A 22,486-nucleotide genomic window follows, 5' to 3' on the forward strand; every position below is an offset into this window, starting at 1 on the left:
TAAAGGGATAGCAGGCAAACTAGGCAACTAGACGGTGATTTACTAAGCAGTTGTAATAAAAACATCATATACGTTAGTTTAAGTATTCTTAATGTTTTGTTATGGCGGGAAACGAAAGACTAACAAGGGTCAACGCTTTACGACATTGACCCCTTGTTGGTTTACTTCTTGACGTGACGCAGCATGCGCTTGCGCTTACGTTGTTGTGACAAGGTCAGCTTATTCTTCTTGCCTTCAAACGGGTTAGCGCCTTCTCTAAATTCGATTTTGATCGGCGTGCCCATCACTTTTAATGCACGACGAAAATAATTCATCAAGTAGCGCTTATAGCTATTCGGCAAGGAATCAACCTGATTACCATGGATAACAATCAATGGTGGGTTGTAACCCCCTGCGTGGGCATACTTAAGTTTGACTCGACGCCCACGTACCAAGGGTGGTTGGTGGTCATCTTGTGCCATTTCCATAATTTGGGTCAGTTGTGCGGTGCCGACACGCTGTGTCGCTGACGCATAGGCTTCTTTCACCGAGCCAAATAAGTGGCCTACGTTGGTGCCATGCAGTGCAGAAATAAAGTGAGTGCGGGCAAAGTCAGCAAAACCTAAGCGACGATCCAGCTCTTGCTTCACCCAATCTTTGGCGTCCTGCTCGAGACCGTCCCACTTATTCACTGTAATCACAATCGAACGCCCTGCGTTAAGGGCAAAGCCTAACAAGCTTAAGTCCTGGTCACTGATTTGATCTCGCGCGTCAATCACTAACATCACCACGTTCGCGTCTTCAATCGCTTGCAGGGTTTTGATCACGGAAAATTTTTCCACCGCGAGATCAATACGCCCACGCTTACGCACGCCGGCTGTATCGATCAGGGTATACTTCTGGCCGTCACGTTCCATATCGATATAAATACTGTCACGTGTGGTGCCCGGCATGTCGTACACGACCACTCGCTCTTCACCCAATAAGCGGTTGGTCAAGGTTGATTTACCGACGTTTGGACGGCCAATGATTGCGATTTTAATTGGCTGATCAGCGTAATACTCAGCTTGACGGATCATGCTCGCTTCGTCTTCGTCGTCGACCTCACGTGCTGGAGCAATGACTTCTGGGTAAGACTCGCGCAGTGGCTCAAGGGTGCGGTTTAATAGCTGATTCACACCGCGGCCATGGGCTGCCGCAATATGGTAAACTTCACCTAAACCCAGCTCATAGAAATCCGCAGCCGCAGCATCGGCGTCCAGGCCATCGACCTTATTGGCCACTACCCATATGTCCTTTTGCTGGCGTCGTAAATGCTCCGCAATCGACAAATCCGCCGCAGTAATACCGTCACGGGCGTCGACTAAAAACAATACAATATCGGCCTCGTCGACTGCTTGCAGTGACTGCTTTGCCATGTGCAAATCAATGCCTTGCTCGTCACCTTGAATACCGCCGGTGTCAATGACAATAAACTGGTAGCCTTCGTAATTGGCCTGACCATATTTACGGTCACGGGTTAACCCGGGAAAGTCCGCAACCAGTGCGTCGCGTGTGCGGGTTAAACGATTAAATAAAGTGGATTTGCCCACATTGGGGCGTCCCACCAGTGCAACCACCGGAAGCATTGAATATCCTTAACTATCTTTGTCTATCTAAATAATGTGTTGGCATTATACCTGAACACACATGTACTTGAGCACCGCAATGACACAAGCATGAAGACCCTGGCCGTTCATTACAACGACACAGGGTCTTCGCCAAATTACCAGTCTGAGCTTATATACTCAGCGCTATCAAGCGACCTTTGTTGGTCTGGATAATCACTTTATCATCCACCACAAGTGGCGCGACCTGAATGCCGTCCTTACGTAATTCATGACGACCGACCAAGCGACCTGACTCACGATCTAACCAGTGCACCACGCCAAAACGGTCAGCGCTAATCAGATAATTGCCGTGAATCGCCACTTCGGTCAAGCTGCGGCCATACAATGCATTGTTACGCCAGCGTTCGTTGCCGTTGATACGGTCGAGTTCAAGCACGTGGCTACGCGAATTGGTCAAATAAATGCGCGATGCAGTCACTTGCGGCGTGCGGTACCCTTGGTAGTCACGACGCCATAACACGTCGCCGCTGCGTAGTTGCAATGCCACTAATTCGCCATTAAACGACAGCAAATATAAGGTGTCGCCACGTACCACTGGGGTCGCGTCAATATCCACCATCCGCTGCAAGTCGGTGCTACCTGAAGGCGCGGTAATCCGCTCGTCCCAGGCAATTTGGCCGCTCTCTAAAATTAATACCGCCGCACGACCATTGTTCGAACCCATGATCACGCCGCCAGAGGCGATGGCTGGTGATGAAGTGCCGCGCAACGATAACGTAGGTACTTCTTCTTCATGGCGCCAGCGTTCTTCGCCGTTGCTTGCATCCATCGCATATAATAGGCCGTTGCCTAGATGCGCAATCAAGAAGCCTTCGCCATATGCGGGCGCTGATACGACCTCACCTGGTACGTTCACTTCCCAATTAATATCACCGGTTGCAGCGTCAAGGGCATACATTTGGCCGTTTTCAGTACCGACATACAACACGCCATTCGCCAGCGTAATACCACCGGATAAGCGCGCAGGTGGGCCTTTGCGGAACACACTGGTTAAGCTAAATGGCTTGTCTGGGCTCAAGTCCGTTTGCCACATGCGGCGGCCGTTTTCAGCATTCACTGCGGACACACGCCCATGACGGTCGGCTGCGTAAATGATGCCGTCAGCATAGGTTGGCGATAAGCGACTAAAAAATTCGTCACTGCCATGACCTAAATTAGTGCTCCACTGCACACGTGGTGACACTTGCTCATCAATCGGGCCTAATTCAGCGAAATCCGGTTCATCGGTGCTCGAACATGCCGCTAAAAAAGCAACAGCGACTGCGGCGCTAGTCAGCGTGCGCCAAGTTAAGCTTTTCATTTATGATTCACCTGCAAGGTTTTCAAATTTCATTTGCAACGCAGGCGATGTTTGCGCCCCGCCCAAATCAACTGCGGTTTGATACGCTTGGCGTGCTTGTGCTGCATTGCCTTGAGCTAGGTACACGTCGCCACGAACTTCTTCAACTTGCGCTTTGAAGCTTTCTGGCAAACGTTGGTTCAATGCCTGCAGCGCTTGGTCATGCTGACCTAAAGCTAAATAGACACGCGCCAAGCGAGTGGTTGCAACAGCGCGCAACACTGGCTCATCACTGTCTTGCTGAGCTTGTTGCAGCAAACTTGCTGCACGCTCTAAATCACCAGCCTGAATAGCTTGCTGTGCAACCTGCAAACGCGCAACCACCACATGACTGCCACCGAGTTCTGCCAACATTTGCTCTGCGCCATCGACATCACCGTCTTGTACTTGAGTGGCTAACTGCTGATACACCGCAGTGCGACTTTGCGCGGCTTCAACCTGTGCACCTTGATATGCGCGCCAGCCAAATAACGAACCTAAACCAATCACCACACCGGCACCAATCCAAATACCGTACTCACGCAGAAACTGCTTAATCTGTTCGACCTGTTGATCTTCGTGTTCCACCAGAAATTCCTCTTAATTATTTAATAAATGTGGTGATGACTTGGTTGAGCTGTTCCCAACTGACGCTTGCTTGTGGCTTGTCGGCGCGTAAGTATTTAATACTCACCATCTGGTTTGCCACTTCTTCTTCACCTAAAATCACAGCAACCTCAGCACCCGACTTGTCAGCGCGCTTGAGTTGCTTTTTAAAGTTTCCGCCACCACAGTGTTGCATCACCCGCAAAGTCGGAAAATCGTCTCGCAGGCGTTCGGCAATTTTTGCTGCCGGAAGTTCCGCCGCATCGCCCATCGCCGAGACATAGATATCAACCGCTTGGGGCAATTCGACGTTATCAAGTTGCTCCAGCATCAGTACTAAGCGTTCAAGTCCCATCGCGAAACCAACCGCTGGAGTGCCCTTGCCGCCTAGCTGCTCGACTAAGCCGTCATAACGACCACCGGCACACACCGTGCCTTGGGCGCCTAAGCTATCCGTCACCCATTCGAACACAGTGCGGTTGTAATAATCTAAACCTCGCACCAAACGCTCATTGTGACGGTATTCAATGCCTGCAGCGTCTAAGCGCGCGCACAAGCCAGTAAAATGCTCGCGCGACTCGTCGTCCCAATACTCTGACAGCTTTGGCGCTTGGCTTAACATCTCTGCCATCGCTGGGTTTTTAGAATCCAGGATACGTAACGGGTTGGATTCTAACCGACGCTGACTGTCTTCGTCTAATACGTCGTAATGGCCACGCAAATACTCGGTCAGTGCAGATTTGTACTCTGCTCGCGCGGCATTTGACGCTAACGAGTTCAATTCCAAAGTTAAATGCTCGCTCAGACCCAGTTGGCGCCACAAACGCGCTGTCATCACAATCAGTTCAGCGTCGATATCTGGGCCTTGTAACCCAAACACTTCAACGCCCACCTGATGAAACTGACGATAGCGACCTTTCTGCGGGCGCTCGTGGCGGAACATCGGTCCCATATACCACAGACGCTGCTGTTGGTTGTACAGCAAACCGTGTTCGTTGCCTGCACGCACACAGCTGGCCGTGCCCTCTGGTCGCAAGGTTAAGCTGTCACCGTTACGATCCTCAAAGGTGTACATTTCTTTTTCAACGATATCGGTCACTTCACCAATCGAACGCTTGAACAAGTCAGTTTGCTCGACCACTGGCATGCGAATTTCTTCGTACCCGTAGCTGGCCACCACTTGGCGAATCACGCCTTCAAGATACTGCCAGCGACGAGAATGCTCTGGCAGAATGTCGTTCATTCCACGAATTGCCTGAATTTGCTTAGACACTATGTATTACTTCCTACCACTGGCACAGTGAATGTGAATCACTGGCGCTAAAGTTTAACGTGCTTAATCGGTTTTGAGTTGGGTGATCGCGATGGGTGTTTCACGTTCACGTTTGGCCACTGCCGCTCGGATGCGCTGTTCAAGTGCGTCGACCAGATTGTCGTTATCCAGCCGTTCTTTTTGACGCTGACCATCGACGTAGTAGCCAGAGCGAGTTTTCGCCCCAGCCAAACCAAGGTCTGACACCAAAGCTTCGCCAGGTCCATTCACCACGCAGCCAATAATAGAGACGTCCATGGGTGTGACGATGTCTTCAAGACGTTGTTCAAGGGCATTCACGGTGCCAATCACGTCAAATTCCTGGCGCGAGCAGCTTGGACACGCGATAAAGTTGATGCCTCGTGAACGAATACGCAAAGACTTCAAAATATCGAAGCCGACTTTAATTTCTTCCACCGGGTCAGCAGCTAGTGATACTCGTAAGGTATCGCCAATGCCTTCGGCTAACAGCATACCAAGGCCAACGGCTGATTTAACTGCGCCAGCACGTGCTCCACCCGCCTCAGTAATACCCAGATGCAAGGGCTGGTCGATTTCTTTGGCCAGCAAGCGGTACGCGTCAACCGCCAAGAACACATCCGACGCTTTGACGCTGACCTTAAAATTCTGGAAATCTAAGCGTTGCAGAATGTCGACATGCCGCATGGCTGACTCTAACAGTGCCTGACCGGTTGGCTCACCATACTTCTCTTGGATATCACGCTCGAGTGAACCACCGTTCACCCCAATCCGAATCGGAATATTATAATCGCGCGCAGCATCTACAACCGCACGAATACGCGCCTCGTTACCAATATTACCTGGGTTAATACGCAGACAATCGACGCCGTACTCAGCCACTTTCAAGGCAATTCGGTAATCAAAATGAATATCTGCGACCAGCGGTACACTCGATTGTTGCTTGATGTGCTTGAATGCTTCAGCAGCGTCCATGGTGGGGACAGACACGCGCACGATGTCGCCACCGGCATCTGCAATACGCTGAATTTGTGCGACCGTGGCCGCCACATCACAGGTATCGGTATTCGTCATTGATTGCACCGCAATAGGTGCACCATCGCCAATAGGCACTTGGCCGACATAAATACGCCGACTGGGTCGGCGTTTAATAGGTGATTCAACCTGCATACATAACTACTCTGTGTGCGGTATCGTGATGCGGGCGACTCGCCCAGCACGATACGAAGATAAATCGATGGCTTGGCCTTGGTAATATACCCTGACATTCTCAGGGGCACCTAAGGTAACTTCATACGGTGCATTACCATTAAGTTCACTGACATGCCCTTCGGGTTTAACCCCGAACGCGATGGCTTCACCGCTGGCATCTTCCACCCGTATCCAAGCGTCCCCGGAAAATATCAACACTAAGTCAGCGTCTGGTACTTCCGGCGCAGCCTCTGTTGCCGAGTCGCTGGCCTGGGTAGCTGTCGCTTGCGTGGTGCTAGCTGGCGCTGGTTCGCTGGTGGCTGGTGGCTCGCTACGGTCAGTCGTTTGTTCTTGGGTCGCTTGATCTTGGCCCGCCTGTACTTGGGCCGCTTGCTCAGTTAGCTGGGTGTCTGCTAGCTGTGATTGCTCCGCCGTTGTATCGGCACTGAAACGCATTTGATCAACCGGGTTTTCAAGCATACCCGTATTCACATAGATAGCTTCAGGTTCGTCCGCAGGCATCTCTTGTTCAGGCTCTAAGTCAACCTCAGGCGCTTGCTCTTCAACGATACGCTCGGCGACTGTGGTACGCTGCTGTGGCCCGGCAATCTCCGCGTCATTGGCGTCGTTGTTTTGTAACCAAAATACGACCGCCGAACCAATGATCACAGCGCCCACCACATAGGTCACCAACATCAGCTTGTTATCATGGCTCTGCTGTCGGCGTCGGCGCGAAAAGCTTTGCATCGTTTGAGGTTTATCATCAACCCCGAGGGCCTCATAGGCCGCCAACACTTTTTCATCGCTCAGTTCAACCAAACGCGCGTAAGCACGTAAATAGCCGCGCGTGAAGGTGCCACTTACATACTTACTGAATTGGTCTTGCTCTAAATCCTGCACGATTTGTTGACGAAGGCGCAACCGCTCAGCCACCTGCTCAATAGTCAGGTTCATCCGTTCACGCCCGGCGCGCAGCATTTGCCCAGGCGACTGTGCTTGCTCTGCGTCCGCAGAGACGTTGTCGCGATCTAGTTCATCCGTCATGGGATTCGAAACCTCACGTGCTTTACACGGCTTTGATGTCTATTGACTGTGCTTGTTGTTGTTTTTTTAGCAACCGCTTGGTGCGATCTACGACATCACCGACCAATTGACCACAGGCCGCGTCAATGTCATCACCTCGCGTTTTTCTAACCATAACGGTATAACCGTGTTGCATCAACACCTTTGCGAATCTGTCGATGCGAGAATTACTGGAACGGCCATAAGGTGCCTGTGGAAATGGGTTAAACGGAATTAAGTTAACCTTACTGGGCACACCTTGTAAAACCTTTGCCAATGCATGGGCCTGATCGGTCGAGTCGTTAATGTGGTCCAGCATGACATACTCCACTGTGACCGCTTTCTGTGCTTTCGACTGCTCAACATAGGCTTTCGCCGAGGCTAAAAATTCGCGAATTGGATACTTTTTATTAATTGGCACAATTTCATCGCGCAGCGCGTCGTCTGGCGCATGTAACGATATCGCCAAGGCCACATCAATTTTGTCACGCAGCATATCAAGGGCTGGCACGACACCTGAGGTACTTAATGTGACTCGGCGCTTAGATAAACCCACACCTAAATCGTCTAACATCAATTCCATCGCAGGCACGACGTTTTTAACGTTCAGCAACGGCTCGCCCATGCCCATCATGACCACATTGGTGACCGCTTTGACGTTTGTGCGTCCGAAAGGCCCCAGCAACTGGTTCACTCGCCACACCTGACCGATAATTTCAGCCACGCGTAAGTTCCGATTAAAGCCCTGATAACCGGTTGAGCAGAAAGTACACTCAAGTGCGCAGCCCACCTGCGATGATACGCACAACGTGGCGCGGTCGTCTTCTGGAATCCACACAGTTTCAACTTCCTGACCGTCAAACAACTCCATCGCAAACTTAATCGTGCCATCGCTTGATTGTTGCTGGCGCTTAATAATCGGGGCGCGAATTTCAGCAATGTCTTTTAGCTTAGCGCGCAGCACTTTATTGATATTGGTCATGTCGTCAAAATTGTCGACATTATAATGATGCAACCACTTCATGACTTGCTCTGCGCGGAATTTCTTCTCACCGAGTTCGCTGAAAAAGTCGTACATAGCCTCTCGATTTAAATCGAGCAGGTTAATTTTTTCGTCTGTGGTTGCCATTCTAACCTCTACTTACCAAATGCACCGTATAACCCAGATAAACATGGTGCAACGTACAGAAAAAGGGGCATGCGCGCCCCTTTTTAATCGCTATCCATTAACCGTAGGGCAAGCGTAACGCTAACCCGTCACCATTAATGTTAATCTTAACATTAACGTGTGCGTGAGCACACTTCTTCGTCAGAGAAGAAATAAGCGATTTCGCGTGCAGCTGATTCAGGCGCGTCTGAACCATGTACCGCGTTCTCATCAATTGTTTCTGCGTAATCTGCACGCAAAGTACCCGCTAATGCTTCAGCTGGGTTAGTCGCACCCATGATTTCACGGTTTTTACGTACCGCATCTTCACCTTCCAACGCCATCACTACGATTGGGCCAGACGTCATGAACGCAACTAAAGCACCAAAGAAAGGACGTTCTTTGTGCTCAGCGTAAAAACCTTCCGCTTGCTCTTTGCTCAAGTGCATCATTTTTTGGCCAACAATACGTAAATCAGCGCTTTCAAAACGGTTCACGATAGCGCCGATAACATTCTTTGCTACAGCGTCAGGTTTAATAATTGACAGGGTACGTTCCAAAGCCATGGTGTTCTCCAATACTTAAAGTCTTTTGCAGGTTGCTTTTTCAACACAACGACATTGCCATAATTAGCTGTGTGTTGGTCAACTGAACCCACATACTAGTTCATTAAATTCGCGCGAATTATACGCGAAGCGCCTACTAATTCCCAATAAAAGTTTTTTTAAAAGGGCTTTTCAAACCCGCTGAGACGATCTAGTATAGACGTCTATACGCCCAGTAGGAGTTATCATCATGTCACACAACATCACCGAAACGACATCACAAGTTCCGTTGCAGCATGCGACCTTGGGTGGCGGCTGTTTTTGGTGCATAGAATCTGCATTCAAACAAGTGGAAGGTATCATTGATGCCGAGTCTGGTTATGCCGGCGGCCATGTCGATAATCCGACCTATCAGCAGGTGTGTAACGGCAATACCGGCCATGCAGAAGTGGTACGTTTAGCATTCGACCCTGCGTTGATTAGCTATCGTGAGATTTTAGAGATTTTCTTTGCCCTGCACGACCCAACTCAGTTAAACCGTCAAGGCAATGACATTGGGCCACAGTACCGTTCGGTGATTTTCTTCCATGACGAGAATCAACAGGCCCAAGCGCAAACTATCATCGCGCAAATGACCCAAGAACAAACTTGGCCTGCGCCCGTGGTAACCGCAGTGGAGCCGCTCAGCAGCTATTTTAGTGCGGAAGACTACCACCGTGATTACTATCAGAATAATCCGCAACAGCCTTATTGCGCGATGGTGGTTGGCCCGAAATTGGCGAAATTTAAGCAAACCTTCGCCAAGCGTTTGAAACAACCTAAACAGGCGAGCGCTTAAACCATGTAGTTTGGGCTCACGCGCCTACCAAATTGGGTTGGCGCGCAGTTGTTTCAGTACTTTGGTCAAAATATCCAGACATGCGTCGATGTCGTCTTGGGTGGTGAATCTGCCAATACTAAAGCGCACCGAACTGTGCGCTTGCTCGCGGTCGAGGCCCATCGCGGTCAGTACAAACGAAGGGTCAACACTGGCCGAATTGCAAGCAGAGCCGGTCGACACCGCGATGTCTTTGAGGCTCATCAGTAGCATTTCCCCGTCTACGTCAGCGAAATGGACATTGATAATTCCAGGCACGCTGCGCTGTGGGTGACCATTTAAACGCGTACCTTGTAAACTCTCTAAACCGGTTAAAAAACGTTGTCTTAATTTGACCAGTTGCTCATGCTCAGCACTGAGTATTTTATCTGCTAGCCGCGCCGCCTCGCCAAAGCCGACAATTTGATGGGTGGCCAGCGTACCCGAGCGCATGCCGCGCTCGTGGCCTCCGCCATGGATCTGTGCATGCAAATGGACTTTCGGCTTGCGCCGTACATACAATGCACCAATGCCTTTCGGGCCATACATCTTATGTGCAGATATCGACATCAAATCAACGTCTAAGTCATTTACGTCCACCCGCATTTTGCCAACGCTTTGCGCTGCATCCACATGTAACAACACGTTGTGACTGCGACATAGTCGGCTGATTGCTGCGATATCCTGCACCACGCCAGTTTCGTTATTCACCTGCATCACGCTCACTAGCAGCGTGTGTTCATTCATCGCCTTGGCTAGGTCATCAAGTTGCACCAACCCGTCTGACCCGACATCAAGGTAATGAACTACAAACCCACGCCGCTCGAGATCGGCGCAAGTATCAAGCACAGCTTTATGCTCTGTTTTCACGGTTACAATTTGATTGCGCGTCAGTTGTACGTCTTGATGCATGGCCGCATATTCAGCCACCCCTTTGATCGCCAGGTTGTTCGACTCTGTAGCGCCGCTGGTAAAGACAATTTCACGCGGGTCGGCACCAATTAAATCCGCAATATAACCACGTGCTTCATCCACGGCTTCTTCCGCTTGCCATCCATAACGGTGGGAGCGTGATGCCGGATTCCCGAACACCCCATCCAATGTCAGATGCTGCGCCATTTTTTCAGCGACACGCGGGTCCATCGGTGTGGTCGCCGCATAATCAAAGTACAAAGGGTTCATGCCAGCTCCTGCTTACTCACTGTCGTCGTTGCTGTCGGCGGTGCCGCTTGCACCATTCAGCTGTGCTTTTAACTCAGCAATCTCAGCCTCGGCGCGCTGCTGCCGTTTATCGTAAGTTGATAACATGCCACGTAGAATATTCAATTCGTTATGCTCAGGCCGTGCGCGATTAAACAGGCGCCGTAGCTTATTCATGACTTGGCCAGGGTGCTGGCGAATAATAAAACCCGAGTCACTCAAGCTTTGCTCCAAATGAGCATAAAAACGCGCCATATCATCGCCGCTGGGGTAATCCTGTTGCACCTCTTCTGGCTCTTGCTTTTGTGTTTCCAGCCAAGCTGTACGCACTTCATAACTTAAGGTTTGCACCGCCATCGCAAGGTTAAGTGAACTGTAATCCGGGTTCGCCGGAATATGCACATGAAATTGGCTTTGCTGAAGTTCTTCGTTGGTTAGGCCGCTATTTTCACGGCCAAATACCAAGGCAACGGTGCCTTGCTGCGCTTCCTTAACCGCTCGTGCGCCTGCGTCACGCGGCGCTAACATCGGCCAATCCAGAGTGCGCGAACGTGCGCTGGTGGCCATCACCAATTGACAGTCACTGATGGCCTCAGCGAGCGTTGCCACGGTACGCGCACTGGCAAGAATATCAGTGGCGCCTGCAGCCAACGCGGAGGCGTGGCTTTGCGGGGCTTCCACAGGGTCAACCAGGACTAAATCGGTTAATCCCATCGTTTTCATGGCGCGGGCGGCTGACCCAATGTTGCCTTGATGGGACGTGTTGACCAGGACAATACGGATATTTGCCAGGATTTCGGGGTTTGCCATCGGCGAATTTACTCCTGCACGCGAACTTAGCTAACGCGCGCTTAAACGCTAAAAATCACATAATAGGCATAAAGTTTACCACAGCACGCAGCACAGGTCATTGCAACTAAGTAGCGTTCGCGTATAATACGCCGTCGTTTTCTGACGAAAATTTAACCACGTTCTTTAGCAATCAAAAAGGTATTCACATGCATCCGATGCTTAACATCGCGGTGCGCGCTGCGCGCGCGGCCGGCAAAGTCATTATGAAATCAGTGGCTCAGCAAGAAAAACTGACCATTGAAGGTAAAGGTCAAAACGACTTTGTTACCAACGTAGATCGCGCTTCAGAAGCGGTTATTATTGAAACTATCCGCAAGTCTTACCCGAATCACAGCATTTTGGCTGAAGAATCAGGTGAAATGATTGGCAGCGACAGTGATTACCTTTGGGTAATTGACCCGATCGATGGCACCACCAATTTTATGCGTGGCATTCCCCATTTTTGTATTTCCATTGCGTTAGTTGTTAAAGGCCAGGCTCAACAAGCCGTGGTGTTTGACCCTGTGCGTGACGAGCTATTTACCGCAACACGTGGTGGCGGTGCTCAGTTGAATGGTTATCGCATTCGCACCACGAAAGTGAAATCACTGGAAGACACTATTTTAGCCACTGGTTTTCCATTTAAAATGAAACACATTATGCCGGAGTATCAGGCGGTATTTGCCAAGTTCTTTGAGCAAGCCGGTGATGTGCGCCGGATGGGTTCTGCTGCCCTTGACCTTGCCTATGTCGCGGCTGGTCGTTACGACGGGTACTGGGAAGCTGGCCTAAAGTTCTGGGACCTGGCAGCAGGCGACCTGTTGGTGCGTGAAGCAGGCGGCTTGGTGACAGACTTTGCCGGCGGCATGAATCACCACGCTTCAGGTAATATCGTGGCAGCTAGCCCGAAAGCATTGCAAGCCATGGTGACGCAAATGCGTCCATTACTGCCCAAGGCATTACTTAAGTAAATCGAACGAATTGCATTCAGAGCCACCTTCGGGTGGCTTTTTTTATGCGTGTTCACTTAACCCCTTTGGTCCATATTCTATAAAATGACCAATTTCGTTAATCATTTTGTAACAATAAGCTTTTACTCTGCGAAAAGTTATGGTAAAAGGTCATTGCGTTGACAGAATTGTTAATGAGTCGTAGACAAGGGGGAGTCCCATGGACCATTCAGAAGAACTTAAAAATGTTGCTGAAAAAACCGGAAAGTCTCGCGCCGCCAAACGTAAGTGGCGCGAAATAGAGGCACTCAAGGAACGCCATCGTTTACGCAAAGAGCTTATGGACATCGACTACTGTTTCGACTGTGAGCTTGAAGAACTAGAACTCTAACAGCGATTACAACGCCAGCTTTTGCTGGCGTTGCTGTTTTTGTGCTGTGGTAGCCCGATGAACGGCCTGCCAGTCAATGGTTTGGCGCCCTTTTGCGCTAAGCACGCGATTTGCTTCGGCAAAATGACCGCAAGTAATAAAGCCTCGATGCGCAGATAACGGCGACGGATGCACCGACTCCAACACAGTATGCTGTTGATTGGTTATCTGTTGGCCTTTTTGCTGCGCGTGCTTTCCCCACAGCAAAAATACAATCGGCTCCGGGTGTGCGTTCAGCCGCGCCATCACTGCATCAGTAAACGTTTCCCAGCCCCAGCGGGCATGCGCATGGGCTTTGCCGTGTTCAACTGTCAATACCGTATTCAATAACAACACACCTTGTGCTGCCCAAGCCTGCAGATCGCCGTGTTCTGGTGCCACAAACTCGGGATCATCGTGAGCAATGGCTTTATAGATATTGCGCAGCGACGGCGGTACCTTAACCCCTTCAGGGACCGAGAACGCCAAGCCGTGCGCCTGACCTGGCTGGTGATACGGGTCTTGCCCCAGAATTACCACCTTGGTGTGGGCTAACGGCGTGTGCTCAAATGCCGCAAATACCTGTGCTTGGCTCGGGTACACAGTCTGGGTTTGACGTGCTGCACTGACGCGTTCATCTAGCTGCGCAAAATACGCCTGTGCTGACTGTTCACGCAATAACTGCTGCCATGCCGGACAAGCTAGCGAGGCAGCTGTCGCTGCCTCTTTCAATTCACCATAGGGCATCAGTTATTCGCTGTCCTGCTGTTGACGGAAACGCTCAAACCAATACACCGCATACGCAGGCTTAGCCATTAAATTGCTCGGCCGCGCATGTAGGGCATGAGAAGCGCCAGGTACGCGTACCATCGCCGTTTCAATACCACGTAATTTGAGTGCTTGGTAGTACTGCTCGGTTTCACTCATCGGCGTACGGTAATCAGCATCACCGGTGAACAATAACACTGGGGTTTCCACTTTGCCCACATGATGAATCGGTGAATGCTGCATATAGTGCTCAAGGTTGTCCCACGGCATGCCGGGGAACCAATACTGGCTAAAGTACGGGTACATATCGGCAGTCAGCACGAAGCTGTACCAATTGATGACTGGGTTGACCACCATGGCCGCGGCAAAGCGATTGGTGTGGGCAATACTCCACGATGTCAGTACGCCACCACCTGAGCCACCCATAACAAATAACTCGTCTTCGTTAATAAAGCCGCGTTCAACTACCGCATCAACCCCGTCCATCAGGTCGTTGAAGTCATGGCTTGGATAGTTATGGTGAATCAGGTTAGCGAAATCTTCGCCATAACTGGTGCTGCCGCGCGGGTTGGTATATAGCACTACATAACCTTGGGCCGCCATTAACTGTAGTTCCATCGCAAACACTGGACCGTAGGCCGTGTGCGGGCCACCGTGAATTTCCAGAATTAACGGATAGGTTTTATTTTCATCAAATCCAGGCGGGTAGATAATCCAGCCTTGAATACGCTCATCGTCCACCGATGAGTCATACCAAAACTCCTCCACCTCGCCAATTGTGTGGCTGGCAAGAAAATCTCGGTTTAGCTGGGTAATTGGGCGTACTTGGCTACCGCGCAATAGTGCCAGCTCGGCTGGGCGATTCGCTGCCATTTGAGTAAACACCACATCGCCATTGCTGGCCACTGAAAACTGCCCGCCTGTGTATGGGCGGCTGTAGGACAAGCCACCAAGACCGCCGGTTAAGGTTTCTGTGACCCCGCGCATTGAGTGCAGTGCTAAGTAACCCTGCCCTTCGTTATCGTAGCTAAAGTAAATACCACGGCCGTCAGCCGTCCAAGCGAAATCATCCACTGCGCGGTCAAGGTCTTCGGTTAAATTGCGCACATTGGAGCCGTCGGCGTCCATCACATACAGACGATTTGCTTGGTGTGCCAAGCGGCGGTCGTCGTAGCCTAAAAATGCAATCTGGCGACCACTTGGTGATACTTTGGGTTGGGCATCAGGACCATCGCGATCCGTCAGTTTTGTTAATTGCTGGCTGTCGATGTCTAATCGATAGATGCCTGAATTGACCGGGCTTGCGATTGGGTCTTTTGCCATATTAGCTGAAAAATATAACGCGCTGCCATCCGGTGCCCAGCTTAATTCGCTGCGTACATTGAATTCACCGGACGTCAACTGACGCGGCGTACCGCCCTCTGCTGGCAAGACAAATACATGTGAGTGGCCTTGCGGTAAAAAGCCAGCGCCATCTTGACGGTATTGTACGCTGTCAATATACACGGGGGCTTCAGCCCATTCAGCACCTGCTGGTTTACCCGGTAACTGAACCGGTGCGCTACGAGGCTTCGGTTCAAACATGGTAAACGCTAACCATTCACCGTCTGGTGACCAGCTTAGATTTGACGGCGCATGGTTGAGGTTGGAAATTTGTGCGCTATGCCCAGTGTCCTGCCAGCGCATATGAATTTGGGGGCTGCCACTGGCGTTGGAAATAAACGCAATGCGGGAATAATTTGGCGACCAACGCGGCGAGCTCTCATTTGCCCCGCCTTGGGTCAGTGGGCGCAATTGGGTGCCATCGGTATTTACTTGCCATAAGCGCCCCACCACACGATCGGTTTGGCGGTCCATACTGCGACGCACAAACACCACGCTGTTGCCGTTTTGATGCACCTGCGGATCAGCTGCCAGCTCCAGTGCAAAAACATCGTCGTACGCGAGCGGCTTAACATCCTGTGCCGCTACTTGCGTGGCCCAAGCGCCCATGGCGCCGGCCAGTATAAGTGTTGCTGCTAGTTTCATAATAAACCTTTGATAGGTGGGCAAAAGTACAAATAAAAAAGCCAGCTTATGCTGGCTTTTCATTGACTGCAAGGGCAGTCATCCTAACTTTTAGTGCTTTGCTCGTACAATTTAGAAGCTGTACGACAAGTTCAAGCCCACGTGGTTACGGTCTTGTGCTGGGTCATAATCCGCACCCGTGTAGTGGTTATATGCTAACGACACACGGTAGCGGCTCTGATAGCTCGCGTCCATTAACAGACCCACGTTGATACGGCCTTCGATAAAGTTCGGGTTTGGCGAGTAACCTTTAACATCGTGGTTGAACACGACGGTTGGGTTCAAGTTCCAGCCCATAAACGCGTTCGCGTAGTCAAACACGAAACGTGCACGATAACCCCAAGAGAAGCTAGTCACGAAGCCTTCACAGTTCTGGTGGTCAAACATGTCCGCTGTAGCGCCAGTATTGCCCTGTAAACGCGCAATGGTCGCTTGGTCGTTCGCAGTTAAACACTTGCCATACACAGGGTTACGACCAAAGCGTTGCTCGTCCAGACCTGGTAAGTCGCCTACGTAGTTTGCGCCCACTTCACCGATGAAAGTCATGCGGTCTGAACCCCATAGACGTTCGAAGAAGTTCACGAAGGTCATTTGCGCTTGGTACACTTCCAGCTCTTCAAAACCACGCGCATACGCACCGCTTGGTGCATCGACGTCACCGCCACGCGCTTCCGTAATACGACTACGGAAGGTGCTAGGCGCGGTTGGTTGTAAACCAGTCAACAAGATTTCCGTGGTGTTAATTTGCACCGCTTGGTTTGGACGGTAGCTGACTTCACCCGACCAAGACCAGCCACGCAATGTGGTACTGAAGCTTGCGCCATAAATTTCGTTATCTTCTGGCCACTCGATAAAATACTGCGGACCAATTGAAGCAACGTTCGCCGTGCTCACCGCGCCGGTAGTCCAGCCACTCAGTGCATCACCTGCCGCTGGTACCCAAGCTAAATCGGTCCAGTCATAGGCAGAAATGATAGGCTGGGTGTTATGCACATTGATAAAGAAGAAACCGAACTCTGTATCCAGGCTAGAAGAGTAATAGCGTGCGCCTAAACCAAACTGGCCGCTATCGCTGGCTTCGTTATCAGCGGCACGGGTAATATATGCACCCGCTTCAATCGATTCGCGGTCACTCAGGAAGCGACCTGGAGCCACTTGTGGGTTCAAGGTCAATTTGTCGCACCCTGGACCGCCGATAATATCGACCGTCGAGAAGAAGCTACCACAGCCATCCAGCTTGGTGTTGTCCCACTCAAACGCTGCGAACGCGTCTAAGCTTAAGCTTTGGGTTAAACCAGCAGATACGCTTACCATACCGATTGGCAATAATGCTTCACGCACTTCCGCGCCTGGGCGACGGATTGCGTTAACGTCTGCAGGGTTAATCGAGTTCACCCCGTTTTGAATAAAGGTACTTTCACCCCAGCTCAATACCTGGCGACCAATACGCAAATCGATTGGCGTAGTGCCTAAGTCAAAGCCAGTGTAGAAAAATGCATCGAGTAAGTTGATGCCTTTACCTGACGAATACGAGTCAAAGGCATCGGTATCCAAACGTGCGTCAGGGAAGTAGTTCGTCGCAGTATGACCGTGGGCAACACCTTCGTTCTCAAGAATATCGTCGTACCAGTAATTAAAGCGTACGAAGAAACCATGGTTGCCACCATCAACAGCGATATCATGAATGCCACGGAATACCAGTGACGTTAAGTCACCGCTGTCGTAGTTCAAGTTACCGTCATCCGCCACACCAGACTGGCCTTGTCCACCAGCCATGTTGCCCGGGTGAATCACGCGTAAATCCTGACTCTGGGTACGCATCGTCGCACCAATTGATAACGTCGAGTCAACGCGTACATTGTAACGTCCAATATCGAAATCAACCGCTTGTGCAGGTGCCGCTAAGGCAAGTGCTATGGCTGTTGCGAGAGGTAATTTTTTGGTCATAGTTGCGTTTCTTTTCATTGTTGTTGCCACCCTTGCTAATTACTCTCAATACCCTTGAGAGTCCCTGGCGTTATGATTCAACGAGTTCGGGCCTTACCACCCACCCAAAAACGTTTATTTTTTGTAACTATAGCAAGCAGGTTAGCAGACGACTAACCTGCTTGTCACTAGTTCTTGTAACGGTTTATTACAGGGCCTTATCTAACTCTGGTAAAGCCTCAAATAAATCTGCCACCAAACCATAGTCTGCGACCTGAAATATCGGCGCTTCTTCGTCTTTGTTAATCGCAACAATCACTTTGGAGTCTTTCATACCAGCCAAGTGTTGAATTGCACCGCTGATACCCACTGCAATATAAAGCTGCGGCGCAACAATCTTACCTGTCTGCCCAACTTGCATGTCGTTTGGTACAAAGCCCGCATCAACCGCTGCCCGTGAAGCACCCACTGCCGCACCAAGCTTGTCAGCCAGCGACTCTAACAGTTTGAAGTTCTCACCGTTTTGCATACCGCGACCACCTGAGATCACCACAGGCGCCGAGGCTAAGTCAGGGCGTTCAGACTGCGCTAATTGCTCACCGACGAACTCCACCTTATCGCTGGCAAATACATCCGCAATCGCTTCCACACTTGCACTGCCACCGTCGCCTGCAACCGCATCAAATGCAGTACCACGCACCGTGATCACTTTAATGCTATCGCTGCTTTGTACCGTCGCAATCGCATTGCCCGCGTAAATCGGACGCTTAAAGGTGTCAGCACTTTCAACGCTGATAATGTCAGAAATTTGGGCCACATCTAGCAACGCCGCCACACGCGGCATAAAATTCTTACCTGTAGTCGTTGCTGACGCCAAAATATGGCTGTAGTCAGCACCTAGCTTCGCTACTAAGTCACCTAAGTTTTCTGCCAATTGATGCTCATACGCCGCATTGTCCGCTAATAACACACGGTGTACGCCAGCCACTTGAGCCGCATTATCTGCCACGCTCTGGGCATTCAGACCAGCGACCAACACATCAATGTCGCCGCCAATTTGTTGCGCCGCTGCAATCGTTTTCAACGTCGCTTGGTTCAAGGTTTTATTATCGTGCTCGGCAATGACTAAAATGCTCATAATACTTTTGCCTCGTTTTTCAGTTTCTCGACCAATTCAGCAACATCCGCTACCCGTACACCCGCACTGCGCTCTGCAGGCGGCTCAGCTTTAAGTAGGCGCACATTTGAAGCCGTATCCACACCCAAATCAGCTGGGGTTTTCACATCCAATGGCTTGCGCTTAGCTTTCATAATGTTAGGTAACGACGCATAACGCGGCTCATTTAAACGCAAGTCCGTCGTTACAATCGCAGGCAACGTTAAACGCACCGTCTGCAGACCACCGTCTACCTCGCGGGTTACGTCCACTTTACCATCGTTCACCACAACTTCTGATGCGAAAGTACCTTGTGGCATGCCTGTCAATGCACCCAGCATTTGACCAGTCTGGTTATTGTCTGAATCAATCGACTGCTTACCTAAAATCACTAAATCTGGTTGCTCGTCCGCTACCACCGCTTTTAACAGCTTGGCCACCGCCAATGAATCCGGCGTCGTGTCCGCTTCGATATGAATGCCACGGTCCGCGCCTAATGCAAGTGCCGTACGAATCTGTTCCTGGCACGCTTTTGGTCCAATCGACACCACAACCACTTCTTCCGCCGTGCCCTTCTCTTTCAAGCGCACCGCCTCTTCCACTGCGATTTCGCAAAACGGATTCAGCGCCATCTTCACGTTATTCAAATCCACGTCAGACTGATCAGCCTTGACCCGAACCTTGACGTTGTAGTCAATTACGCGTTTTACCGCGACCAAAATTTTCATAACTTCTTCCTTCTTTACGTCGTAAAGATCCAGATATTAATCACTATTCGTGCAGCATTATGTAAAACCCGCCTGCATCAAACAAGGTTTGTGCGTACAATATCCACCGATTTACGTTAAAATACTGTCAACTTTTACTGTCAGCGCCGACATTTTGTTCACTTTGCGCTTTAGAAACTCGCCATGCTACTACCATTAACCCCAGCTGCTTCAGATCTAAAACACCAGTTAACCCAACAGCGCAATTGGCAGGACACCTATCGCCAACTGTTGCTTGCCGCACGCCAACAGCCCCCCCTCGACCCCACAGCCTGTAACGAACAGCACCGCGTCGATGGCTGTGAAGCCAAAGTGTGGCTGCAAGTCAGTAATGCCAACGGCCAGCTAAATTTCACCTTCGCCAGCGAGTCCCGTATGGTGTACGCCCTCACCTATGCAGCGCTCTTGCCCTTACAAGGCCAGCCCCCAAGTTTCGCCACCAACTTTGATATTCAAGATTGGCTGCAACAATGTAACCTCAGCCATCAACTCGCCCCATCACGCAGCAACGGCCTTTACCAAATCATCCGCCGCGCCCAACAACTCGCCCAAGCATTCAGCTAAAAATTTCCAGACTGCGCGCCGCTTGCTGCACCAAGCACGCATGCAGCGAGCGGTATTCAGGGGCTGGGGTGTGGAGCGCATGGATGCGCGAGACAAGCCTACAGGGATGTATTTACGGCGTCCCCAGACCTTGAGTGCCGCTTGCTGCACCAAGCACGCAAGTAAAGCGCGCAAGCAGCGAGTGGTATTCAGGGGCTGGGGTGTGGAGCGCATGGATGCGCGAGACAAGCCTACAGGGATGTATTTACGGCGTCCCCAGACCTTGAGTGCCGCTTGCTGCAAACAGCGCGCAAGCAACGCACGCAAGCAAAGCGCTAAGCGCGAGGTTTAGGCTCAGGGATGAGGCGGTTTAGCAGGGTCGCTGCGGCTTGCAAACCGAAGCTTGCCGTGACCATCATGCTGGCACCGAAGCCCGTACTACAATTGAGCGGCGTGTCGCTACTACCTGGCTTGGCGTAACTGACGCGGCCATCGCCTGTGGGGTAACGCAATTGCTCCGTTGAGTAGACACAGTCAATGCCAAACTTGCGCTTTGGGTTCGTGGTAAAGTGATAGTCACGGCGCAATTGCGAACGCACCTTCGCCATTAACGGGTCTTGCACCACCTTAGCGATGTCCGCCACCTGAATTTGGCTCGGATCAATTTGGCCCCCCGCACCACCCGTTGTGACCACACGCACTTTATTGCGTTTACACCAGGCCAGCAGCGCCGTTTTCGCACCAATACTGTCAATCGCATCCAACACCCCGTCAGGCTGGCCCGCCGTCAAATACTCAGCCATATTGTTGGCATCAATAAAGTCGTCCACCAACACCACATCCAACTCAGGATTAATCTGACGTAAACGCTCCGCCACCACCGCTATTTTGCTTTGCCCAACCGTGTTGGTTAACGCATGCGACTGGCGATTGATATTACTTAAACACACCTCGTCCATATCAATCAGAGTCAGTTTCCCCACCCCAGAGCGCGCCAATGCCTCGGCCGCCCATGAGCCGACCCCCCCTAAACCAATCACCACAATGTGCAGCCCTTGAATTGCCGCCGCATTGTTGTCACCGTACAGACGCTGAATGCCACCAAAGCGGCGCTGATAATTATCCATCAATACAACCTACTACAAGGAACGCCTGCCGCAACAATTGGGATATGGCGGCACGCGAAAATTAACCGTTTTACACTGGAGCTTGACCTCTTTGCTGCGTATCATGCTACAGCAATTGGGCATCAATTGCTGCCCACGGCACAGCCGCTTGTCACTCACCATGGCAAACTGACACCAGATTCGGACGGACAAATCATGAAGCAATATCTCGAGCTATGCCAGCGTATCGTCGACGAAGGCGTATGGGTTACCAATGAACGCACTGGCAAACGCTGCCTGACCGTGATTGATGCATCGTTGAACTACGATGTCGCGAACAACCAGTTCCCATTAGTTACCACCCGTAAAAGCTTCTATAAAGCCGCAATTGCCGAGCTTTTAGGCTATTTACGTGGCTACGACAACGCCAGTCAGTTTCGCGCCATTGGCTGTAATACCTGGAATGCAAATGCCAACCAAACCGCCGCATGGCTAGCCAACCCGAATAGAAAAGGCGAAGACGACATGGGTCGCGTGTATGGTGTACAGGGCCGAAGCTGGGCCAAGCCAGATGGTGGCAGTGTGGATCAGCTCAAAAAGCTTGTCGATAACCTGACCAATGGCATTGATGACCGCGGTGAGATTTTATCGTTTTACAACCCGGGCGAGTTTCACCTCGGTTGTTTGCGCCCCTGCATGCATACGCACACCTTCTCCCTGTTGGGCGATGATTTGTATTTAACGTCTTACCAACGCAGCTGCGATGTGCCCTTAGGTTTGAACTTTAACCAGGTGCAGGTATTTACCTTGCTGGCCCTTATCGCCCAGATTACCGGTAAAAAGCCCAAAATGGCGTATCACCGTTTGGTCAACTGCCATATTTATGAAGATCAGTTGCCAATGCTGCGGGACGTCCAACTCAAGCGTGAGCCCTTTCCATCACCGCAATTGCATATCAACCCGAAGATTAAAACCCTGAAAGACATTGAAACCTGGGTGACCGTGGATGATTTTAGCGTCACCGGGTACCAACACCACGACCCAATTAAGTACCCGTTTTCAGAATAGCCGCAAAAATAAAGCCGAGCGCAGTGCTCG

The 22,486-nt window shown here is 51.0% G+C and carries 21 protein-coding genes; 5 read left to right on the forward strand and 16 right to left on the reverse strand.

Translation table 11 applies throughout. The features are described from left to right. Nucleotides 1-161 precede the first annotated feature (161 nt). The 8 genes from der to ndk all read right to left on the reverse strand — a co-directional run bounded on the left by der (nt 162) and on the right by ndk (nt 8,830). On the reverse strand, nt 162-1,607 hold the full coding sequence (gene der / locus CWE07_RS05050; protein WP_111568466.1) for a ribosome biogenesis GTPase Der: 1,446 nt from the start codon (nt 1,605-1,607) through the stop codon (nt 162-164). Nucleotides 1,608-1,758: 151 nt separating this feature from the next. Beyond that, nucleotides 1,759-2,949: an outer membrane protein assembly factor BamB gene (gene bamB, locus CWE07_RS05055; protein ID WP_111568465.1), complete on the reverse strand. Its 1,191-nt coding sequence runs from the start codon at nt 2,947-2,949 to the stop codon at nt 1,759-1,761. Next, nucleotides 2,950-3,555 (reverse strand): YfgM family protein, encoded by a 606-nt coding sequence (locus CWE07_RS05060; RefSeq protein ID WP_157983225.1) that lies wholly within the window; start codon nt 3,553-3,555, stop codon nt 2,950-2,952. A 16-nt stretch (nt 3,556-3,571) separates the two neighbouring features. Then, nucleotides 3,572-4,846, reverse strand: coding sequence for a histidine--tRNA ligase (gene hisS, locus CWE07_RS05065; RefSeq protein ID WP_111568463.1), 1,275 nt, complete (start codon nt 4,844-4,846; stop codon nt 3,572-3,574). A gap of 63 nt (nt 4,847-4,909) precedes the next feature. Beyond that, nucleotides 4,910-6,034, reverse strand: a complete 1,125-nt coding sequence (ispG, locus tag CWE07_RS05070) for a flavodoxin-dependent (E)-4-hydroxy-3-methylbut-2-enyl-diphosphate synthase (protein ID WP_111568462.1) — start codon at nt 6,032-6,034, stop codon at nt 4,910-4,912. A gap of 6 nt (nt 6,035-6,040) precedes the next feature. Beyond that, the gene (gene rodZ / locus CWE07_RS05075; RefSeq protein WP_111568461.1) at nt 6,041-7,099 is read right to left on the reverse strand and encodes a cytoskeleton protein RodZ; all 1,059 of its coding nucleotides are present in this window, start codon (nt 7,097-7,099) and stop codon (nt 6,041-6,043) included. Between the two features lie 22 nt (nt 7,100-7,121). Further along, nucleotides 7,122-8,246, reverse strand: a complete 1,125-nt coding sequence (gene rlmN, locus CWE07_RS05080) for a dual-specificity RNA methyltransferase RlmN (RefSeq protein WP_111568460.1) — start codon at nt 8,244-8,246, stop codon at nt 7,122-7,124. Nucleotides 8,247-8,398: 152 nt separating this feature from the next. Beyond that, the gene (ndk, locus tag CWE07_RS05085) at nt 8,399-8,830 is read right to left on the reverse strand and encodes a nucleoside-diphosphate kinase (protein ID WP_111568459.1); all 432 of its coding nucleotides are present in this window, start codon (nt 8,828-8,830) and stop codon (nt 8,399-8,401) included. 229 nt (nt 8,831-9,059) lie between these two features. On the opposite strand from ndk, the gene msrA reads away from it, so the two are divergent. Beyond that, nucleotides 9,060-9,647 (forward strand): peptide-methionine (S)-S-oxide reductase MsrA, encoded by a 588-nt coding sequence (msrA, locus tag CWE07_RS05090; protein ID WP_111568458.1) that lies wholly within the window; start codon nt 9,060-9,062, stop codon nt 9,645-9,647. 24 nt (nt 9,648-9,671) lie between these two features. On the opposite strand, the gene CWE07_RS05095 is transcribed toward msrA, so the two are convergent. Beyond that, entirely contained in the window at nt 9,672-10,847 is a 1,176-nt protein-coding gene (locus tag CWE07_RS05095) for an IscS subfamily cysteine desulfurase (protein WP_111568457.1), read from the reverse strand. Nucleotides 10,848-10,859: 12 nt separating this feature from the next. Further along, nucleotides 10,860-11,675, reverse strand: coding sequence for a tRNA (cytosine(32)/uridine(32)-2'-O)-methyltransferase TrmJ (trmJ, locus tag CWE07_RS05100; protein ID WP_420836534.1), 816 nt, complete (start codon nt 11,673-11,675; stop codon nt 10,860-10,862). A 188-nt stretch (nt 11,676-11,863) separates the two neighbouring features. On the opposite strand from trmJ, the gene suhB reads away from it, so the two are divergent. Together suhB and CWE07_RS05110 are read left to right on the forward strand one after the other, a co-directional pair. Continuing rightward, nucleotides 11,864-12,667: an inositol-1-monophosphatase gene (suhB, locus tag CWE07_RS05105; protein ID WP_111568456.1), complete on the forward strand. Its 804-nt coding sequence runs from the start codon at nt 11,864-11,866 to the stop codon at nt 12,665-12,667. A 199-nt stretch (nt 12,668-12,866) separates the two neighbouring features. Then, entirely contained in the window at nt 12,867-13,037 is a 171-nt protein-coding gene (locus CWE07_RS05110) for a DUF3545 family protein (RefSeq protein ID WP_111568455.1), read from the forward strand. A gap of 6 nt (nt 13,038-13,043) precedes the next feature. Here CWE07_RS05110 and ung read toward each other — a convergent pair whose 3' ends face one another. The 5 genes from ung to CWE07_RS05135 form a co-directional block, all read right to left on the reverse strand. Next, entirely contained in the window at nt 13,044-13,802 is a 759-nt protein-coding gene (ung, locus tag CWE07_RS05115) for a uracil-DNA glycosylase (protein ID WP_111568454.1), read from the reverse strand. Nucleotides 13,803-13,805: 3 nt separating this feature from the next. Continuing rightward, nucleotides 13,806-15,851 carry a S9 family peptidase gene (locus CWE07_RS05120; protein ID WP_111568619.1) on the reverse strand — a complete coding sequence of 682 codons (2,046 nt, stop codon included), beginning with the start codon at nt 15,849-15,851 and terminating at the stop codon, nt 13,806-13,808. A 111-nt stretch (nt 15,852-15,962) separates the two neighbouring features. After that, the gene (locus CWE07_RS05125; RefSeq protein WP_111568453.1) at nt 15,963-17,837 is read right to left on the reverse strand and encodes a DUF1302 domain-containing protein; all 1,875 of its coding nucleotides are present in this window, start codon (nt 17,835-17,837) and stop codon (nt 15,963-15,965) included. A 187-nt stretch (nt 17,838-18,024) separates the two neighbouring features. Next, nucleotides 18,025-18,954 (reverse strand): electron transfer flavoprotein subunit alpha/FixB family protein, encoded by a 930-nt coding sequence (locus tag CWE07_RS05130; RefSeq protein WP_111568452.1) that lies wholly within the window; start codon nt 18,952-18,954, stop codon nt 18,025-18,027. Next, a complete protein-coding gene (locus tag CWE07_RS05135; protein WP_111568451.1) occupies nt 18,951-19,700 on the reverse strand; it encodes an electron transfer flavoprotein subunit beta/FixA family protein in 750 nt (249 codons plus the stop codon). Before CWE07_RS05135 ends, CWE07_RS05130 begins: the two co-directional genes overlap by 4 nt. A gap of 183 nt (nt 19,701-19,883) precedes the next feature. Here CWE07_RS05135 and CWE07_RS05140 point away from each other — a divergent pair, with 183 nt between their 5' ends. Beyond that, nucleotides 19,884-20,303: a SufE family protein gene (locus tag CWE07_RS05140; RefSeq protein ID WP_111568450.1), complete on the forward strand. Its 420-nt coding sequence runs from the start codon at nt 19,884-19,886 to the stop codon at nt 20,301-20,303. A 314-nt stretch (nt 20,304-20,617) separates the two neighbouring features. Here the strand turns inward: CWE07_RS05140 and tcdA are convergent, their stop codons facing one another. Continuing rightward, complete coding sequence (tcdA, locus tag CWE07_RS05145) at nt 20,618-21,409, reverse strand: tRNA cyclic N6-threonylcarbamoyladenosine(37) synthase TcdA (protein ID WP_111568448.1); 792 nt, start codon at nt 21,407-21,409, stop codon at nt 20,618-20,620. Between the two features lie 195 nt (nt 21,410-21,604). On the opposite strand from tcdA, the gene CWE07_RS05150 reads away from it, so the two are divergent. Continuing rightward, the gene (locus CWE07_RS05150; RefSeq protein ID WP_111568447.1) at nt 21,605-22,456 is read left to right on the forward strand and encodes a thymidylate synthase; all 852 of its coding nucleotides are present in this window, start codon (nt 21,605-21,607) and stop codon (nt 22,454-22,456) included. Nucleotides 22,457-22,486 lie beyond the last annotated feature (30 nt).

Origin of the sequence: Aliidiomarina maris, from assembly GCF_003987335.1 — a bacterium.
Lineage (GTDB): Bacteria > Pseudomonadota > Gammaproteobacteria > Enterobacterales > Alteromonadaceae > Aliidiomarina > Aliidiomarina maris.

Excerpts from the sequence above, each read along its gene's own strand:
- der (WP_111568466.1), bottom strand. The coding sequence starts at position 1,607 with ATGCTTCCGGTGGTTGCACTGGTGGGACGCCCCAATGTGGGCAAATCC.
- bamB (WP_111568465.1), bottom strand. The coding sequence starts at position 2,949 with ATGAAAAGCTTAACTTGGCGCACGCTGACTAGCGCCGCAGTCGCTGTT.
- ispG (WP_111568462.1), bottom strand. The coding sequence starts at position 6,034 with ATGCAGGTTGAATCACCTATTAAACGCCGACCCAGTCGGCGTATTTAT.
- rodZ (WP_111568461.1), bottom strand. The coding sequence starts at position 7,099 with ATGACGGATGAACTAGATCGCGACAACGTCTCTGCGGACGCAGAGCAA.
- rlmN (WP_111568460.1), bottom strand. The coding sequence starts at position 8,246 with ATGGCAACCACAGACGAAAAAATTAACCTGCTCGATTTAAATCGAGAG.
- ndk (WP_111568459.1), bottom strand. The coding sequence starts at position 8,830 with ATGGCTTTGGAACGTACCCTGTCAATTATTAAACCTGACGCTGTAGCA.
- msrA (WP_111568458.1), top strand. The coding sequence starts at position 9,060 with ATGTCACACAACATCACCGAAACGACATCACAAGTTCCGTTGCAGCAT.
- CWE07_RS05095 (WP_111568457.1), bottom strand. The coding sequence starts at position 10,847 with ATGAACCCTTTGTACTTTGATTATGCGGCGACCACACCGATGGACCCG.
- trmJ (WP_420836534.1), bottom strand. The coding sequence starts at position 11,675 with ATGGCAAACCCCGAAATCCTGGCAAATATCCGTATTGTCCTGGTCAAC.
- suhB (WP_111568456.1), top strand. The coding sequence starts at position 11,864 with ATGCATCCGATGCTTAACATCGCGGTGCGCGCTGCGCGCGCGGCCGGC.
- CWE07_RS05110 (WP_111568455.1), top strand. The coding sequence starts at position 12,867 with ATGGACCATTCAGAAGAACTTAAAAATGTTGCTGAAAAAACCGGAAAG.
- ung (WP_111568454.1), bottom strand. The coding sequence starts at position 13,802 with ATGCCCTATGGTGAATTGAAAGAGGCAGCGACAGCTGCCTCGCTAGCT.
- CWE07_RS05120 (WP_111568619.1), bottom strand. The coding sequence starts at position 15,851 with ATGAAACTAGCAGCAACACTTATACTGGCCGGCGCCATGGGCGCTTGG.
- CWE07_RS05125 (WP_111568453.1), bottom strand. The coding sequence starts at position 17,837 with ATGACCAAAAAATTACCTCTCGCAACAGCCATAGCACTTGCCTTAGCG.
- CWE07_RS05130 (WP_111568452.1), bottom strand. The coding sequence starts at position 18,954 with ATGAGCATTTTAGTCATTGCCGAGCACGATAATAAAACCTTGAACCAA.
- CWE07_RS05135 (WP_111568451.1), bottom strand. The coding sequence starts at position 19,700 with ATGAAAATTTTGGTCGCGGTAAAACGCGTAATTGACTACAACGTCAAG.
- CWE07_RS05140 (WP_111568450.1), top strand. The coding sequence starts at position 19,884 with ATGCTACTACCATTAACCCCAGCTGCTTCAGATCTAAAACACCAGTTA.
- tcdA (WP_111568448.1), bottom strand. The coding sequence starts at position 21,409 with ATGGATAATTATCAGCGCCGCTTTGGTGGCATTCAGCGTCTGTACGGT.
- CWE07_RS05150 (WP_111568447.1), top strand. The coding sequence starts at position 21,605 with ATGAAGCAATATCTCGAGCTATGCCAGCGTATCGTCGACGAAGGCGTA.